This is a genomic window from Martinezella sp. CNPSo 3732 (assembly GCF_057784515.1).
This window is the reverse complement of record NZ_JBXSOO010000004.1, coordinates 335,717-351,536: the sequence shown is the minus strand read 5'-3', so window position 1 is coordinate 351,536 and position 15,820 is coordinate 335,717. Positions and strand designations below refer to the sequence as shown.

At 59.7% G+C, this 15,820-nt stretch carries 17 protein-coding genes; 8 read left to right on the top strand and 9 right to left on the bottom strand.

Translation table 11 applies throughout. The annotated features are described in order from the left end of the window. Positions 1-96 precede the first annotated feature (96 nt). The 7 genes from AC13RM_RS12290 to AC13RM_RS12260 form a co-directional block, all read right to left on the bottom strand. Positions 97-846 (bottom strand): SDR family NAD(P)-dependent oxidoreductase, encoded by a 750-nt coding sequence (locus tag AC13RM_RS12290; protein ID WP_488555097.1) that lies wholly within the window; start codon positions 844-846, stop codon positions 97-99. A 158-nt stretch (positions 847-1,004) separates the two neighbouring features. Then, positions 1,005-1,259, bottom strand: coding sequence for a winged helix-turn-helix domain-containing protein (locus AC13RM_RS12285; RefSeq protein WP_488555096.1), 255 nt, complete (start codon positions 1,257-1,259; stop codon positions 1,005-1,007). 153 nt (positions 1,260-1,412) lie between these two features. Further along, the gene (lpxE, locus tag AC13RM_RS12280) at positions 1,413-2,177 is read right to left on the bottom strand and encodes a lipid A 1-phosphatase LpxE (RefSeq protein ID WP_488555095.1); all 765 of its coding nucleotides are present in this window, start codon (positions 2,175-2,177) and stop codon (positions 1,413-1,415) included. A 224-nt stretch (positions 2,178-2,401) separates the two neighbouring features. Continuing rightward, complete coding sequence (gene leuB, locus AC13RM_RS12275) at positions 2,402-3,514, bottom strand: 3-isopropylmalate dehydrogenase (protein WP_113232945.1); 1,113 nt, start codon at positions 3,512-3,514, stop codon at positions 2,402-2,404. A gap of 273 nt (positions 3,515-3,787) precedes the next feature. After that, on the bottom strand, positions 3,788-4,606 hold the full coding sequence (locus AC13RM_RS12270) for a sugar phosphate isomerase/epimerase family protein (RefSeq protein ID WP_488555094.1): 819 nt from the start codon (positions 4,604-4,606) through the stop codon (positions 3,788-3,790). Between the two features lie 460 nt (positions 4,607-5,066). Then, the gene (leuD, locus tag AC13RM_RS12265; protein WP_113232943.1) at positions 5,067-5,675 is read right to left on the bottom strand and encodes a 3-isopropylmalate dehydratase small subunit; all 609 of its coding nucleotides are present in this window, start codon (positions 5,673-5,675) and stop codon (positions 5,067-5,069) included. A gap of 175 nt (positions 5,676-5,850) precedes the next feature. Then, a complete protein-coding gene (locus tag AC13RM_RS12260) occupies positions 5,851-6,087 on the bottom strand; it encodes a hypothetical protein (protein WP_075853379.1) in 237 nt (78 codons plus the stop codon). 111 nt (positions 6,088-6,198) lie between these two features. Here AC13RM_RS12260 and AC13RM_RS12255 point away from each other — a divergent pair, with 111 nt between their 5' ends. Genes AC13RM_RS12255 through AC13RM_RS12245 form a run of 3 tightly spaced genes read left to right on the top strand, consistent with a single transcriptional unit; the run spans position 6,199 to position 7,642 of the window. Next, positions 6,199-7,143: an HpcH/HpaI aldolase/citrate lyase family protein gene (locus AC13RM_RS12255; protein WP_488555093.1), complete on the top strand. Its 945-nt coding sequence runs from the start codon at positions 6,199-6,201 to the stop codon at positions 7,141-7,143. 37 nt (positions 7,144-7,180) lie between these two features. Then, entirely contained in the window at positions 7,181-7,387 is a 207-nt protein-coding gene (locus tag AC13RM_RS12250; RefSeq protein WP_113232783.1) for a DUF1737 domain-containing protein, read from the top strand. A 27-nt stretch (positions 7,388-7,414) separates the two neighbouring features. Next, on the top strand, positions 7,415-7,642 hold the full coding sequence (locus AC13RM_RS12245) for a hypothetical protein (RefSeq protein ID WP_113232782.1): 228 nt from the start codon (positions 7,415-7,417) through the stop codon (positions 7,640-7,642). Positions 7,643-7,815: 173 nt separating this feature from the next. Here the strand turns inward: AC13RM_RS12245 and AC13RM_RS12240 are convergent, their stop codons facing one another. After that, positions 7,816-8,253 carry a metallopeptidase family protein gene (locus AC13RM_RS12240; protein WP_069611396.1) on the bottom strand — a complete coding sequence of 146 codons (438 nt, stop codon included), beginning with the start codon at positions 8,251-8,253 and terminating at the stop codon, positions 7,816-7,818. Positions 8,254-8,414: 161 nt separating this feature from the next. Between AC13RM_RS12240 and AC13RM_RS12235 the strand changes: the two genes are divergently transcribed. From AC13RM_RS12235 to bfr, 5 genes are all read left to right on the top strand, one after another. Further along, positions 8,415-9,395, top strand: coding sequence for an ImuA family protein (locus tag AC13RM_RS12235; RefSeq protein ID WP_488555092.1), 981 nt, complete (start codon positions 8,415-8,417; stop codon positions 9,393-9,395). Between the two features lie 40 nt (positions 9,396-9,435). Continuing rightward, a complete protein-coding gene (locus AC13RM_RS12230) occupies positions 9,436-10,869 on the top strand; it encodes a Y-family DNA polymerase (protein ID WP_488555139.1) in 1,434 nt (477 codons plus the stop codon). Continuing rightward, on the top strand, positions 10,866-14,330 hold the full coding sequence (locus AC13RM_RS12225) for an error-prone DNA polymerase (protein ID WP_488555091.1): 3,465 nt from the start codon (positions 10,866-10,868) through the stop codon (positions 14,328-14,330). Before AC13RM_RS12230 ends, AC13RM_RS12225 begins: the two co-directional genes overlap by 4 nt. Before the next feature lie 139 nt (positions 14,331-14,469). Next, on the top strand, positions 14,470-14,781 hold the full coding sequence (locus tag AC13RM_RS12220) for a (2Fe-2S)-binding protein (protein WP_081598395.1): 312 nt from the start codon (positions 14,470-14,472) through the stop codon (positions 14,779-14,781). After that, the gene (gene bfr, locus AC13RM_RS12215) at positions 14,747-15,232 is read left to right on the top strand and encodes a bacterioferritin (protein ID WP_069611399.1); all 486 of its coding nucleotides are present in this window, start codon (positions 14,747-14,749) and stop codon (positions 15,230-15,232) included. Before AC13RM_RS12220 ends, bfr begins: the two co-directional genes overlap by 35 nt. A gap of 47 nt (positions 15,233-15,279) precedes the next feature. Here bfr and AC13RM_RS12210 read toward each other — a convergent pair whose 3' ends face one another. Next, positions 15,280-15,819 (bottom strand): RNA pyrophosphohydrolase, encoded by a 540-nt coding sequence (locus AC13RM_RS12210; RefSeq protein WP_488555090.1) that lies wholly within the window; start codon positions 15,817-15,819, stop codon positions 15,280-15,282. Between the last annotated feature and the right edge of the window lies 1 nt (position 15,820).

The window sequence follows — 15,820 nt, the reverse complement described above, 5'->3', positions numbered from 1 at the left end:
TGGTTTGGCAATTGCTTGCTAATGTATTGGCGCGGCATGCCGTGATGCCGCGCCGATTATATCGCCTCTTCTCGGAGGCGGTATCGGGATGAGCGATTACTTCAGGCCACCGCCGACATAGATAGTTTCGCCGGTCACCCAGGCGGCGTCCTGCGAAGCGAGGAAGACGGCGACCGGGGCGATATCGGTCGGCTGACCGAGACGGCCGAGCGGCGTCTGCGAGACGAGATGCTTTTCAAAATCGGTGCCGATGATGCCCGCCGCAACGACGCCTTCCGTTTCAACGCCGCCAGGCGCCAGATTATTGACCCGGATATTGCGTGAACCGAGTTCCTTGGCGAGAATCTTGGTGATGGAATCCACGGCGGCCTTGGTTGCGGTGTAAACCGAAGCGGTCGGCAGGTTCATGCTGACGGCGTTGGAGCCGATGTTGATCACGCTGCCGCCCTCGGGGCCGAAATGTTTCACCCCCTCCTGCGTGGCCAGCAATGTGCCCAGAACGTTGATATTGAACTGGCGATGGAATTCCTGCTCGGCGAATTCCTCGATCGGCGCGAATTTGTAGACGCCGGCATTGTTGACGAGAATATCGACGCGTCCGAAGGCCTGCTTAGCCTCGGCAAAGAGATGCTTGACGTCTTCGGCCTTGGAAACATCGCCGTGGACGGCGAGCGCCTTGCCGCCCTTGGCGGTAATTTCCGCAACGACCCTGTCGGCGCCTTCGCGGCTCGAGGCGTAGTTGACGACAACGGCCGCACCCGCTTCGCCCATTGCCTTGGCGATGCCGGCGCCGATGCCCTTGGATGCCCCGGTCACGATCGCGACCTTGCCTGTCAGTTTGCTCATGTTATTTTCCTTCGAAAAACTTAGACAGTTTTACAATCATCGAATCATTTGGCGCATGCGACCCGAAAACCGTTTCGCATCGTCACTTTGATATTTAGATAATCATCTAACTGATACAAGAGCCATGGCAAGAAATGCTGAAGGCATGGATGGAAGCGTCAGATCTTGGAAAGTTCCGCCATATAGGCGTTCAGCGTATCACGGCGCAGCACAAGGTTTGCGAACTTGCCTTCGCGCTGGATCTCGATGAGCCCGGCATTTTCGAGTTCCTTGATGTGATGCGACATCGTTGCGGCGCTGACGGCATGGCATTCGTTTAGGATGCTGCAGGGCGTGGGTTCGCTGCGCGTGCCGATCTCCTTCAGGATCTGCACACGTCGCGGTTCGGCAAGTGCCCGGGAGATCAATCCCATCTGCCTTTCGCTCAAACGTATTGGCCCGGCATCCATGGTTTTTTTATCACAAGTGGAAACGAAATCGGGTTGACCGGCTTCGGTCATCCCTACCTGCCAGATATATGAATGTGCGAGGGCCTTGGCAACCTTTGCGCAGCGGTCGTGACCGGCTCAGGAATCGGCCTGTCGCGGCTTGCCGCTTTTGAAGATCGGCAAGCGCGGCGTCGGCCAGCCGGCGGCGTCTATGCGGAAGAGTAGGCCGTAGCGTGAATAGACGATCGCCACCATGAAGGAGAACCAGCCGCCGAGCGCCAGGCCGGCCATGACATCGCTCGGATAATGGGCGCCGACCATGACGCGGGTAATCGCCAGCCACAGGGCGCAAGCAGCGAAGATATAGCGATAGCGCGGAAACAGGAAGACAAGCGCCACGAACAAGGCGCCGATGGTCGTGGCATGGCCGGAGGGGAAGCTTTCGAAGCTGGCACGGCCATTGAAAGGTGAGAAGCCGAAGGGACCCCAATCGGCAAAATGCGTCGGGCGGGCGCGTCCGATGGCGCGCTTCAGCAAATTGGCAAGGAGACCCGAAAGTGCCACGGTCGTCAGCAGGTAGCCGCCGATCTGGCAGATGCGCAATGCCTGGCAGCGACAGCGCTGCGAATGCAGCAACTTGCTGCCGGCCCAACCTTCGAAGAGCAGGAAGGCGCTGATGAGAAGGATCCATCCGGAATCGCCGAAATCGGTCAGCATTCCGCCGACAAAGCGTATTGAGGGCGGCAGGCTTTTAAGGGTGGCGCCGACGGGCCAATCGAACAGTAGAGCCGAGAGAAGGACGACATTGGCGGTCAGGAAAAGGCAGATTTTCCAGTGGGATGGTGCAAATGCGGCGTTGCTCCGCCGCCAACGCCTGTCGAGAGACGTCAAGATCGCCTGCATAATCAGTGCCTATTGTCGATTTCCAATCAATTCAACAAATAACAGGCCGTTATTACAGTTTTCTAATTTTCTAAAAATTTCTAAAAATTAATGACGCGAACCGAAGCGGCAATCGTGCGCTCAGGCCGGGCAGCCTATCCTACTCGAAATGAAAAGCCCCGTTCCGGCGAAGAACGAGGCTTTCGTGTTTCACGTGAAATATATCAGGCGACTTGTGCCAGAGACTATGCCGACAGAACCTTGAATTCGGCCAGGATGGCATCGCCCATTTCGGCGGTGCCGACCTGGCGGCTGCCGGGCGACATGATGTCGCCGGTACGGATGCCGCTGTCGAGCACATTGGCGATCGCCTTTTCCAGCGCATCGGCATCGGCAATCAGGCCGAAGGAGTAGCGCAGGCACATGGCGAAGGAAGCGATCATGGCGATCGGGTTGGCGATGCCCTTGCCGGCGATGTCAGGTGCCGAGCCATGCACGGGTTCGTAGAGCGCCTTGCGCTTGCCGGTCTTGGCGTCGGGCGCGCCGAGCGAAGCCGACGGCAGCATGCCGAGCGAGCCGGTGAGCATGGCGGCGACGTCGGAGAGCATGTCGCCGAACAGGTTGTCGGTGACGATGACGTCGAACTGCTTCGGCTGGCGCACGAGCTGCATGCCGCCAGCGTCGGCAAGCATATGCTCGAGCTGCACGTCGGAATATTTTTCCTTGTGCGTCGCGGTGACGACCTGGTTCCAGAGCACGCCTGATTTCATGACGTTGCGCTTTTCCATCGAGCAGACGCGGTTGTTGCGGGTGCGCGCCAGTTCGAAGGCGACGCCGGCAATGCGCTCGATTTCATAGGTGTCGTAGACCTGGGTATCGATGCCGCGCTTCTGGCCGTTGCCGAGATCGATGATTTCCTTCGGCTCGCCGAAATAGACGCCGCCTGTCAGTTCGCGGATGATGAGGATATCGAGGCCGTCGACCAGCTCCGGCTTCAGCGAGGAAGCGGAAGCCAGCGCCGGATAGCAGATGGCCGGGCGCAGGTTGGCAAACAGCTGCAGATCCTTGCGCAGGCGCAGCAGGCCGGCTTCCGGGCGCACTTCGTAAGGCACAGCATCCCACTTCGGACCGCCGACGGCGCCGAAGAGAACCGCATCGGCGGCCATCGCCTTTGCCATATCGGCATCGGAGATCGCCGCGCCATGCGCATCATAGGCGCTGCCGCCGACGAGGCCTTCATCCGTCACGAAGCCGGCATTCTTTGCCTCGTTCATATAGGCGATGATCTTGCGAACCTCACCCATGGCCTCGGGGCCGATGCCGTCGCCCGGCAGGAGGAAAAGATTGCGAACTGTCATGGAAAAGCCTCCGCGAAAGAAAAAGTTGCGGGGTTTTTAGACTTCCAAATGCGGCTTTTCAAGCGAGGAAGGGGCCGAAACGGTACGGTTTTCGGGCATATTGGGCTGAAAGCCTACCCTCGCCCCGTCGGGGAGAGAGTCGCGCGGAACGCGCGGGGTGAGGGGGCGTTACCGGGGATTTCTTTGGTAAATCTGGCAACGGCAGCTTGATGCCCGCCCCCTCATCCGCCCTTCGGGCACCTTCTCCCCGAGGGAAGAAGGAGTATTCGAGCCTTACTCGGCCAATCCCAGCGAAGCGAGGTAGGCGGCCGATGCCGGGATTTTCGACTTATCCTTGATCTCGATGATCAGGCGCGGATTGCTGTTAAGCTTGGTAAGGGCGGCAAAGACGGCGCGCCAATGGATGCTGCCTTCGCCGAGGCTCCAGTGGCGGTCGGCATAGCCGTCCGCATCCTGCAGGTGGACATGCTGCAGGCGATTGCCGGCGGCGTGGACGTAGTAGTCGACCGGCGGAGCGCCCGTATAGCCATGGGCGTAATGGGCGTGACCGGTGTCGATGGAAACGGCGACGGCGGATGAATTGAAGCTGTCGGCGAGGCCGACTCGGATATGGGGATCCTTGTCCTCGATATTCTCGATGACCATGGTGAGTCCGATGTCTTCGGCGCGCTTGACGGCTTCTTTCAGCGTCAGGTGCGTGTATTCGATGATCTTCTCGCGCTCGCCCTTGTTGTTGTCGAGGTTGTTGTAGGACCACGACGTATAGGGGCTATGAATGACCATCTGCGTGGCGCCGATATTGGCGCAGATGTCAAGGGCCTGCAGCAGGCGCTTGGTGACGACGGCTCGGACATCCGGGTCCTGCGAGGCGATGACGAAGCCCCAGAACGGGCCATGGATGCCAAGCCGGCCCTGATGACCGTCGAGCAACTTGCGGGCGCGCTCGGCAAGCGGCTGCCAATCACCGTTGAGGATTTCGGCTTCGACGAAGCTCTGCAGCTCCAGATCGCGCGGCTTTTCGAGCAGCCAATTGCGATGGATTTCGACGTCGTCGAGCGTCATGGCGGCGCCGACAATGGGAAGGGAGGTCATGAAGGGGCTCCATTGCGTGGAGAAAATTTAAGGGTGGGAGAGACGGCCCGAAGGATCTCGGCGGTCTGTATGGACCTCCTTCTTGTCGATCATATTACAGCGGGCGGGAAAGATGGCGTCCCGTTTCCGGGATTTGCATTTTCTGCTCTGGAGGTGCGGCAATTGCGAGGATAGTTCCCTCTCCCCGCGCGCGGGGAGAGGGTTAGGGTGAGGGGCTGTTTGCGGAGGCGGTAATTGTGCGGTCGTGTCGCTATTTGCGATGGGCAGGCAATTCGCAAAGACGGTGGAAGGTGCCTACCGCTCTCGCTGCGTGAAATAATCATAGGCCTCCATCAAGTTGATGGTCCGCGGCCCCTCACCCCAGCCCTCTCCCCGTTTTTGACGGGGAGAGGGAGTTCTTGGCATGAAAAAAGCCGGGCGCAATGCCCGGCTTCAAAACATGCGATAATGATAAAACCGATCAGGCGGCCCAGGGGCGCGATGCGGCGTTCGTCTTTTCGAAATTGTCGATCGCGGAGGATTTTTCCAGCGTCAGGCCGATATCGTCGAGGCCGTTCAGCAGGCAGTGGCGCTTGAATTCGTCGAGTTCGAACTTCAGCGAGCCGCCGTCCGGGCCGGTGATTTCGAGGTTTTCCAGATCGACCGTCAGGATGGCATTGGAGCCGCGCGAGGCGTCGTCCATCAGCTTGTCGAGATCTTGCTGGCTGACCTTGATCGGCAGGATGCCGTTCTTGAAGCAGTTGTTGTAGAAGATGTCGGCGAAGCTCGTCGAGATGACGCAACGGATCCCGAAATCGAGCAGCGCCCAGGGAGCATGCTCGCGCGAGGAGCCGCAGCCGAAATTGTCGCCGGCGACGAGGATCTTGGCGTTCTGGTAGGCCGGCTTGTTCAACACGAAATCCGGGTTCGGAGAACCGTCCTCATTGTAGCGGGCTTCCGCGAAAAGCCCCTTGCCGAGGCCCGTGCGCTTGATGGTCTTCAGATAATCCTTCGGGATGATCATGTCGGTATCGACATTGACGACCGGGAGGGGTGCTGCGACACCGGTCAACTTCACGAACTTGTCCATGGGGTCCTGCCTTCATTTTCGTCTAAGCACGAATTATCCTGCCAATAGAGCAAATCCGGCCCGAAATGAAGGAGAATCTTGGAAATGCCCTAAAATGCGGCGCCCTGCCCTTCAGGGCGTGGCCTGAATCGGACATATCGGCCGGCGGATAAACCGGCCTGCCCTGCTTTCAATCCTAGAGATCGATGATGGTGCCGCGACCATCGTTCCAGATGCGCATTTCGCGCTGACCGTTCGTCTTCGCCTTGGCACGCACCGGAGCCGGCTTCATGCGCAGCGAAATCGCGCGGGCTGCCATCAGCACGGTCAGGATAGCGCCGACGGCAAGCGTGACCGAAACGGTAAACAACGCCATGGCCGCAAACACGGTGATACCGGCAAGCGCGATGAACAGGGAACGGATATTCTGCATGGTCGAGACCTCTCTACTCCGAGCAATGTGGTCCTCATCTCTGTCATCTGCAAGAGGAGCATGGCTTTTTGTTGACTTGCCTGCCGATTAAAAGCGCGGCAAAACGGCACAATGAGCCAATCTGCGAGCCAAAACCCCTCTTCCCGTCCCGCCCGTCTGCGCCGCTCGGTCTTGAGCGTTCCTGCTATCAACCGACGTGCGCTGGACAAGCTTTCGAGCCTCGATTGCGACGCGGTCATCTTCGATCTCGAGGATTCGGTTTCGCCGGAGAAGAAGACGGAGGCGCGGGAGAATTTGCGGGCCTTCTTTTCGGCTTTGCCGCTGCCGGACAAGGAACGGATCATCCGCATCAATGCGCTTTCCTCTCATTTCGGTGCCGATGATCTGGCGCTGGTTGCGGAACTGGAGCCGGAGGCGGTCTTGCTGCCGAAGGTGGACGAGCCTCAGGACGTGACTGCTGTCAGTGACCGGCTTGCGGAAGCCGACGCGCCGGAGGATTTGCGTATCTGGGCCATGATCGAGACGCCGCGCGGCATCCTGAATGCGGCCGCGATCGCCGAGGCCGGGCGCACCGCCGGCAGCCGGCTCGATTGTTTTGTCGTCGGTCTCAACGACCTCAGGAAGGAAACGGGCGTTCTGCCGCAGCCCGGTCGCCCCTATCTCGTGCCCTGGCTGATGCAGGTGATATTGGCTGTCAGCGCTTACGGCCTCGAGGCGATCGACAGCGTCTTCAACGATTTCAAGGATGCCGAAGAATTCGCGGCAGAATGCGGCCAGGGTGTCGCCATGGGCTTTGCCGGCAAGATGCTGATCCATCCGAGCCAGATCAAAGCCGCCAACCGGCATTTCGGCCCGGCTGAGGCTGCGATCGCCGAGGCCGAAGCCATCATTGCCGCTTTCGCAGAGCCAGGCGCCAACGCGCTGAATGTTGTGAACCTTGGCGGGCGGATGGTGGAGCGGCTGCACCTTGTCCAGGCGGAGAGACTCATTCATAAAGCTCGTCTGATCGAGCAGCGCTCTTCGGGTGCTGCGGCGGCGCCTCGCACCGAGGCCTGACTGTCGAATTGCCCGGCCAAACACGAAAGATGCTTTGATGAAACTCTACCGCTTCCTCACCGGCCCCGATGACGCTTCCTTCTGCCACAAGGTGAGCGCAGCGCTGAACAAGGGCTGGGAGCTATACGGCTCGCCGACCTATGGCTTCAATTCTACGAGCGGTCGGATGGAGTGCGGCCAGGCTGTGGTCAAGGAGGTCGCCGGTAAGGATTACGATCCGGAGATGAAGCTTTCGGAGCAGTGATGCGGAAGAAAAGCAGAACAAGCCGTCATGACCCTCGTCCACAACGAACGCACCAAATTATTGGCCAATGCACTTGATCGGGCGTCTACCGCTTGCATTGCTGCGGGCCTGATTGCCCCCGTGGTTTCAGCGGTGAACGGTGCCGCTGCTTTGCAAGTCTCGTGGATTGCCATTCTTTCCAGCATCATTTGGCTTTTTGCTGCTTTTACATTACATATGGCAGCAAGGCACGTTTTGGGGAGGCTGAAACTATGAATAGCGCAGCCATCTTCTTTTTCTTTATATTACCCTTTGTCATCGCGGCGCTGGGATGGGTAATCGTGTTCGTCAACGATTGGAATGATCGGCGCCAGCAAAGGCTTCATCCAGGCGAATAAATCGTCGGATTTTCCTTCTTTCCAGCCAGCAATTTTCGCATGTGAAATGCTTCAGCGATCCGTCGCTTCTTCGGCGCTTGCCTCGATGCGCTCCATGTCCTCGTCGCTCAGGCCGAAATGGTGGCCGATCTCGTGGATCAGGACATGGGTGATGATGTCGCCGAGAGTTTCCTCGTTCTCGGCCCAGTAATCGATGATCGGCCGGCGATAGAGGCGAATCTTGTTGGGCATGTCGCCGGTCTGGGCGGTAAAGCGCTCCGAGATGCCGCGGCCTTCGAAGAGGCCGAGCAGGTCGAAGGGCGTTTCCAGCGCCATGTCCTCGAATACCTCGTCATCCGGGAAATCTTCGATGAGGATGACGAGATCACCGGTGAGCGAACGGAATTCGTCCGGCAGGTGGCTGTAGGCCTCCATTGCCAGGGATTCGAATGTGCTGATGGAGGGCGAGTGGCGATCCCGCCAATCTTCGCTCTGGTCGACGCGAGCCATGAATATTCCTTCCTTGGCTGGTCATATAGAGACTTTGCGCTGCTTTTACGAGAGCAGATTGAGGCAGAGGAATATTTTCTCATTAAATGGTGTTGACTCTTTCTCCAAGCTCTGGAACCATAAGAACATAACAGGAACATTATCGATCTGGAGTGAACGTCATGGCCGAGGCTGCCGTGGCGCGGGAAACGCTTTTTGCCCTGCGTGAAACCATTGCCCGACTGGAAGGAAGGCCTATCCCGGCCCTGGCAGCCGCGGCGCATGAGACGCTGGCAGACAGGTCGGCGAAAGAGGCGGCGGGTATTGCGAAGTCCCTGCCCGCCTCGCCTATGCTTGAACGGTCGCTCCTTCCGATTGGCGTCGATGAGCTCGATGCGGCGCTGCAAGGCGGCCTGCCGCTCGATGCGCTGACCGAAATCCGCTCGCTCGGCCTGCGTGATGCCGGGACGGCGAGCGGCTTTGCCCTTGCGCTTGCGGCGCGGCTGCATGCGCGAGCATCGGATATGGTCGCGGTCAAGTCTCCGGTCCTTTGGATCGGCGATACGGTTGCGACGATGGAGGCTGGCCTGCCCTATGCCATCGGCATCAGCGATTTCGGGCTGGAGCCTCAGGCTTTCCTGCAGGCGTCGCCGCGCAAGCTCGACGATGCGCTCTGGGTAGCAGAAGCAGCCCTTGGCAGCGCTGCCTTTGCCGTCGTCATTCTCGAAGTACGCGGCAATCCCGCCCGTTTCGGCCTGACCGAAAGCCGGCGGCTGGCGCTGAGGGCCAAGGCGGCGGGGCGGCCCCTGTTTCTGTTGCGACAGGGAGGCGAGGAGGAAGCAAGCAGCGCCCTCTTCCGCTTTTCCGTCGAACCCGCGCCGGCGCAGGCGCGGCCCCTGCCGGACGGATCGGTGCTTGGCGGCAGCATCGGTCACCCGGCCTTTCGTCTGACCTTGGAAAAGAGCCGAAACCCGGCGCCCTTTTCCATAACCCTGGAGTGGAATGCCCATGACCGCCGCTTTGCCCCTGTCCTCGACACTCAACGCCCTGCCTTTCCCGGCGAACACGCAGCGCATTCTGGCGCTGACCTTCCCGCATCTGCCGACCGACCGCATCGCGCGCAAGCGCTGGGGTCTGTCCTGGCGTTCGACAGGCAGGCTTGAAGCGCCCCCGCTCGCCTGTGCCGGCAAGCTGAACAATGCCATGCGGCTGACCGCCATCAACGAGCGCGCCGAAATGATCGGCCTGAAACAGGGTCAAGGCGTGGCCGAGGCGAAGGCGATCTGTCCCGATCTCGATGTCGTCGAGGAGGATCTGGCCGCGGATCGCAAGCTTCTGGAAGCGATCGCCGATTGGTGCGACCGTTATACGCCGCTGGTGGCGATCGATGGTAAGGATGGGCTGTTTCTCGATATTACCGGCTGCGCCCATCTCTTCGGTGGCGAAGAGGCGCTGCTCGAGGACATCTTGATCCGGATTTCCCGGCTGGGCCTCGATGTGCGCGGCGCCATTTCCTCGGCGCCTGGCCTCTCATGGGCCGTTGCCCGCTTTGACGATAGCCGCATCGTTCCGCCGGAAGCCATGGAAGAAGCTCTGGCGCCGCTGCCCGTCGCCTCCTTAAGGCTTGGCGACGAGACTGTTGCGGCCTTGCAGAAGATGGGCCTGAAGCAGGTGGGCGATCTTCTAGCCGCGCCGCGGGCGCCGCTTGCCCGCCGTTTCGGCGCACAGCTGCTGTTACGGCTCGACCAGGCCGTCGGCCTCGTCGAGGAGCCGATTTCGCCGCGCCGGCCGGTCGCGCAATTGTCGGCCGAGCGACGGCTGGCCGAGCCGGTGCAGGCAGAAGACGATATTCTTAAGCTTGCCCGCCAGCTTGCCGAAACACTGAAGCCAGGGCTGGAGGCGCGCGGCATCGGTGGCCGTTCCTTCGAGCTCCTGCTCTTCCGGGTGGATGGTGCGGTTTTCCGTATCGCGGCCGGTGCGTCGCAGCCGTTGCGGGAACCGAGCCGGATCGCCAGCCTGTTCACGGAGCGCTTCGGCGCCATTCATGACGATCTCGATGTCGGCTATGGTTTCGAAATCGTCCGCCTCAATGTGCTTCAGCATGCGTCTTTCGATGCAATCCAGGGCGATTTCGTCGGAGAAGACCGCCAGGAAGGTTCGCTTGCCGCCTTTGTCGATCGCGTGGCCGCGCGGCTGGGGCCGGATTGCCTGCAGGGTTTTGAGCTGCGGGAGAGCCATACCCCCGAGCGGGCCGTGCGGCCGATGCCGGCCATGGGGCTTCTCGCTTCCCGGCGCCGGACAGGTCAGGAAGATGCCGGGTCCGGCTTTTTCCGGGGCGAACGGCCGTTGCGGCTGTTTCGCATGCCGGAGCTGGTCGAAACCATTGCCGCCGAAGTGCCTGATGGCCCTCCCCGGCAATTCCGCTGGCGGCGGGTCATGCATCGGGTCAGCCGGGCCGAAGGGCCGGAGCGGCTTTCGGCGGAATGGTGGCTCGAAGAAAGGGAAAAGGAAGAGCCTGCCCGCGATTATTTCCAGGTCGAGGATGAGGAGGGCCATCGTTTCTGGCTGTTCCGCAAGGGGCTCTATGGCCGAGGCGGCACGACGCCGGACTGGTACATGCATGGGGTCTTCGCATGAACGCGCGCCCGAGCTTCCACGAACCCGTACCCTTCTTCGAAATCGGGGTGAGAACGAATTTCTCCTTTCTCGAGGGAGCCTCGCATCCGGAGGAAATGGTGGCACAGGCCGCCCTCCTGAAGCTCTCCGGATTTGGGATTGCCGATCGCAATTCGGTTGCCGGTGTGGTCAAGGCGCATGCATATACCAAGCTTCTCCGGGAGAAATACAAAGAGGGTATTAAGAAAAATCTAGAGTTGCGTGCCAAGGGTGAGCCGGCAGAGCTTCTTTTGGAGCCGGTTCCTTTCCAGCCGGGCGCGCGCCTGGTGTTTTCGGACGGCACGCCTGACATTCTTGCCTATCCAGAAAACCGAAAAGGTTGGGCGCATCTCTGCCGGCTGCTGAGTGCCGGCAATCTCAGAGCCGAGAAGGGTTCCTGCCAGCTCGAAGAGGCCGATCTGGCGGAATGGGGCGACGAGATGATGCTGGCGCTTATTCCCGATGCGACAAGTGTCGAGACGCAGGAGGGGCAGGAAAAGCTGGAGCAATGCCTGAAGCGGCTATGGATGCGCTTCGGCCGGAAGTTTCACATGGTTCTGTCGCCGGCCTATGACGGGCGAGACCGGATGGTCTTCGCCACGCTCTCCATCATCGCACAGCGCAATGGCGTGCGGCTGATCGCCAGCAACCAGCCGCTCTATCATGCGACCGAACGCAAGCCGCTTGCCGATATCGTCGTTTCGATCCGCGAGCATGTGCCGATCGCCGAAGCCGGCTTCAGGCTGGCGGCCAATGCCGAACGCTATATGAAAGACGCTGCCGAGATAGCGCGTCTCTTCAGAGATTATCCGAAGGCCATCGCCAATACGCAGAAGTTTTTTAGCCGGCTGTCTTTCTCATTGGATGAGCTGAAGCATAACTATCCCGACGAAAGCACCAAGGGCGAAACTGTTGCGGAGACGCTGAAGCGACTGACTTGGGAGGGCGCCAGATGGCGGTTTCCTGAAGGGATTCCCCCAAAGATCTCGATGCAGATCGAGCATGAGCTCAAGCTCATCCGGGAGCGGCAATATGAGCCTTATTTCCTGACGGTGCATCGCATCATGGAGTTTGCCCGCAGTGCGAATATCCTATGCCAGGGACGCGGATCGGCGGCCAATTCGACGGTCTGCTATTGCCTCCGGATTACCGAGGTCAATCCGGAAATAACAAGCCTGCTTTTCGAGCGCTTCATCTCGACGGAACGCGAGGAGCCACCTGATATCGATGTCGATTTCGAGCACGAGAAGCGGGAGGAGGTCATCCAGTTCATCTACAGGCATTACAAAAAGGAGCATGCCGGGCTGACGGCGGCGGTCACCAGTTATCGGGCGCGCTCGGCCGGCCGCGAAGTGGCGAAAGCCTTCGGTCTGTCGGAGGATGTGCAGTCGGCTCTTGCGAGCGGCGTCTGGGGCTGGTCGACGGAGGAGCTGTCCGAGCGCGAGGCGAAGATTGCCGGCCTCGATCTCAAGGATAAGACGACACGGAACGTCCTTTCCTATGCCTCTACGCTGATGGGGTTTCCGCGGCACCTGACCCAGCATGTCGGCGGCTTCGTCATCACCCGGGATCGGCTGGATGAAGTCGTGCCGATCATGCATACGGCGATGGATGATCGCTACATGATCGAGTGGAACAAGGACGATCTCGACAATCTCAACATCTTGAAGATCGACGTGCTTGCACTCGGCATGCTGACCTGTCTTGCCAAGGCTTTCGACCTGCTGTTGCTGCATTACGACGTGAAGAAGGCGCTCGCCGATCTTGGAAGCAATGAATACCCTGATGGCGTGCCGGTTTATGACATGATCTGCCGCGCGGATACGATCGGCGTCTTTCAGATCGAAAGCCGGGCGCAGATGAGCATGCTGCCGCGTCTCCGTCCTCGCAGATTCTATGATCTGGTCATCGAGGTGGCGATTGTCCGACCCGGTCCCATCCAGGGCAATATGGTCCATCCTTACCTCAAGCGGCGGGATGACGTTCTTCATAATCGGCCGATTGATTACCATCGTCCGGAATTGAAGGCGGTCTTGGAAAGAACGCTAGGAGTGCCTCTATTTCAGGAACAGGCGATGCAGATCGCCATCACTGCGGCTGGATTTTCGCCCGCCAAGGCCGATCGGCTGCGCCGATCCATGGCGACGTTCAAGCGAACGGGGAAGGTGGACGAATTCAAGCAGGATATGGTCTCGGGCATGACCGCAAACGGTTACCCTCAGGACTTTGCCGAACGCTGTTTCAGCCAGATCGAAGGATTCGGCGAATATGGTTTTCCCGAAAGTCATGCGGCCTCCTTCGCCCTGCTCGTCTACGCCTCCTCCTGGCTCAAGGCCTATTATCCCGATGTCTTCTGTGCGGCGATCCTGAATTCGCAGCCGATGGGCTTCTATGCGCCGGCGCAGCTGGTGCGCGATGCACGCGAGCATGGCGTCGAGGTGCGGCCGGTGGATATCAATCGTTCCAGCTGGGATTGCCTGCTCGAACGGGGACGCTTCGATAAGGATGTGGTCGAGCCGCGCCACGCATCGATGCGCGGGATTATCAAGACGCAATGTGCCGTTCGTCTCGGCTTCCGGCAGGTCAAGGGTCTGTCCGAAGACGAGATGAAGCAGCTCGTCGAGCGTCGTAGCGATGGCTATCGGTCGGTGCGCGATCTCTGGCTGCGCTCCGGTCTTGCCAAGGCGCAGATCGAGCGTCTGGCGGATGCGGATGCGTTCGGCTCTATCGGCTTGAGCCGACGGGAGGCGCTATGGGCCGTGCGGGCGCTCGACGCCAGCAGCGCTGCCGAAAAGCTTCCTCTCTTCGATCTCGACGACCATGCGGAGCTGCAGGTCGAGCCGGTGGTTGCGCTGCCGGAAATGCTGCCAGGCGAGCAGGTCATCGAGGATTACCGCTATCTGTCGCTGTCGCTGAAGGCGCATCCGGTTTCCTTCCTACGCGCCGATTTTGCGCGGCAGGGCATCGTGCAAAGCCGGGATCTGCCAAAGGTGGCGAATGGGCGGATGGTGACGATCGCCGGTCTGGTGCTGGTGCGCCAGCGGCCTGGTTCGGCCAAGGGGGTGATCTTTATGACGCTGGAGGATGAGACCGGTGTCGCCAATGCGATCGTCTGGCCGAAGAAGTTCGAGAAATACCGCGCCATCGTCATGGGGGCGCGACTGGTGAAGATTCGTGGCCGGCTGCAGAGCGAGAGCGGCGTCATCCATGTGGTGGTCGATCATATCGAGGACATGACGCCGGCGCTTGGCATTCTTCAGCGCGAGGCACGGCGTTTCGGCGTCAGCGAACGAGCGGATGAGGCGCTGCGGCCGACCATGGATCACAGGCAGAAGACCTCAGCCTTGCCGCCAGGCGCATCCGGTGCGGGCGCAGCGAAAGAAGGCCGCAGCCATGGTGCCGAAACAGCCAGAGTCATGCCGCGAGGCCGCAATTTTCATTGAGGTTGCAAGCTTCGTATCGAGCAAAAGCCTCGGAACTCGGCCAGCGGACGAGATTCGAATCGTTTCTTTCTTGACAAAGAGCGTCTTCTTTAGCAGATAACAAGACAGCGGATGTCATGTTTGACGGGCTGAGCGAAGAATGCTGGTTTGCAGTTGTAATTACATCACCGACAAAGAAATCCGGGACGTTATCAACGAGTTCCTTGATCAGGACTGTTGGCAGCTCATCGTTCCCGCCAAGGTTTATCATGCGATGGAAAAGCGCGGTCGTTGCTGCGGCTGCTTCCCGAATGTCGTTGATATCATTATACAGACAACCCAAGATTATCATGCCCGTCGCCACTCGACGGAAGCGGAAATATTTGATTTCATGTCCCGCCTGAAAAAATTCCATGAAGACAACAGGAGAGCGGACATTGAAAGGCGACAAAAAAGTCATCGAGCGGCTTAACGAGGCACTCTTCCTCGAGCTTGGCGCAGTCAACCAATATTGGGTTCACTACAGACTCCTCGAAGACTGGGGCTACACGAAGCTTGCCAAGAAAGAGCGCGCAGAATCCATCGAGGAGATGCAGCACGCCGATCGCCTCGTTGCCCGCATCATCTTCCTCGAAGGTCATCCGAACCTGCAGACGCTCGCGCCGCTGCGCATCGGTCAGAATGTCAAGGAAGTGCTGGAAGCCGATCTGGCCGGCGAATATGATGCGCGCACGGCCTATAAGAAATCCCGCGATATCTGTCACGATGCCGGCGACTATGTTTCCATGAAGCTGTTCGAAGAGCTTCTTGCGGACGAGGAAGGCCATATCGATTTCCTCGAAACCCAGCTCGAACTGCTCGGGAAGATCGGCGAAGCCAAATACGGTCAGCTGAATGCCGACTCGGCTGATTCCGCGGAATAATCGACATCTTGCAGAACCGGCCGCGAAAGCGGCCGGTTCTCCCCTATTCAGTCCTCGGCCTTCAGGCCGGCCAGATGGCTGAATTCCGAAACCACCTGCTCGTAGACCGATCGCTTGAAGGGAACGATCAGATCGGGAAGCTCGGCTATGGGCTTCCACTCCCAAGCGTTGAATTCAGGCTCGTGACCGCCCGGCGGCGGATTGATGGCGATTTCACCCTCATCGCCGTCGAAGCGGAAGGCGAACCAGCGCTGCGTCTGGCCGCGGTATTTTCCCCTGAGCCCGATGCCGATCAGTTGCGGCGGCAGATCGTAATTGATCCAGTCCGAGGCTTCCGCCAGCAGGGTCACGGTTTTCATGCCCGTTTCCTCGTAAAGCTCGCGATAGGCTGCCTTTAGCGGATCTTCACCCTCGTCGATACCGCCCTGCGGCATCTGCCAGAGCTGCGGCGAGCCGTCATATTCGGAATTGCCATCCGGAATGCGACGCCCGGCCCAAACCAGGCCTTCCCGATTCAGGACCATGATGCCGACACAGGGGCGGTAGGGCAGGTCTTCGGCTCTTACGGGCGCGTGGGGCGTGCTCATT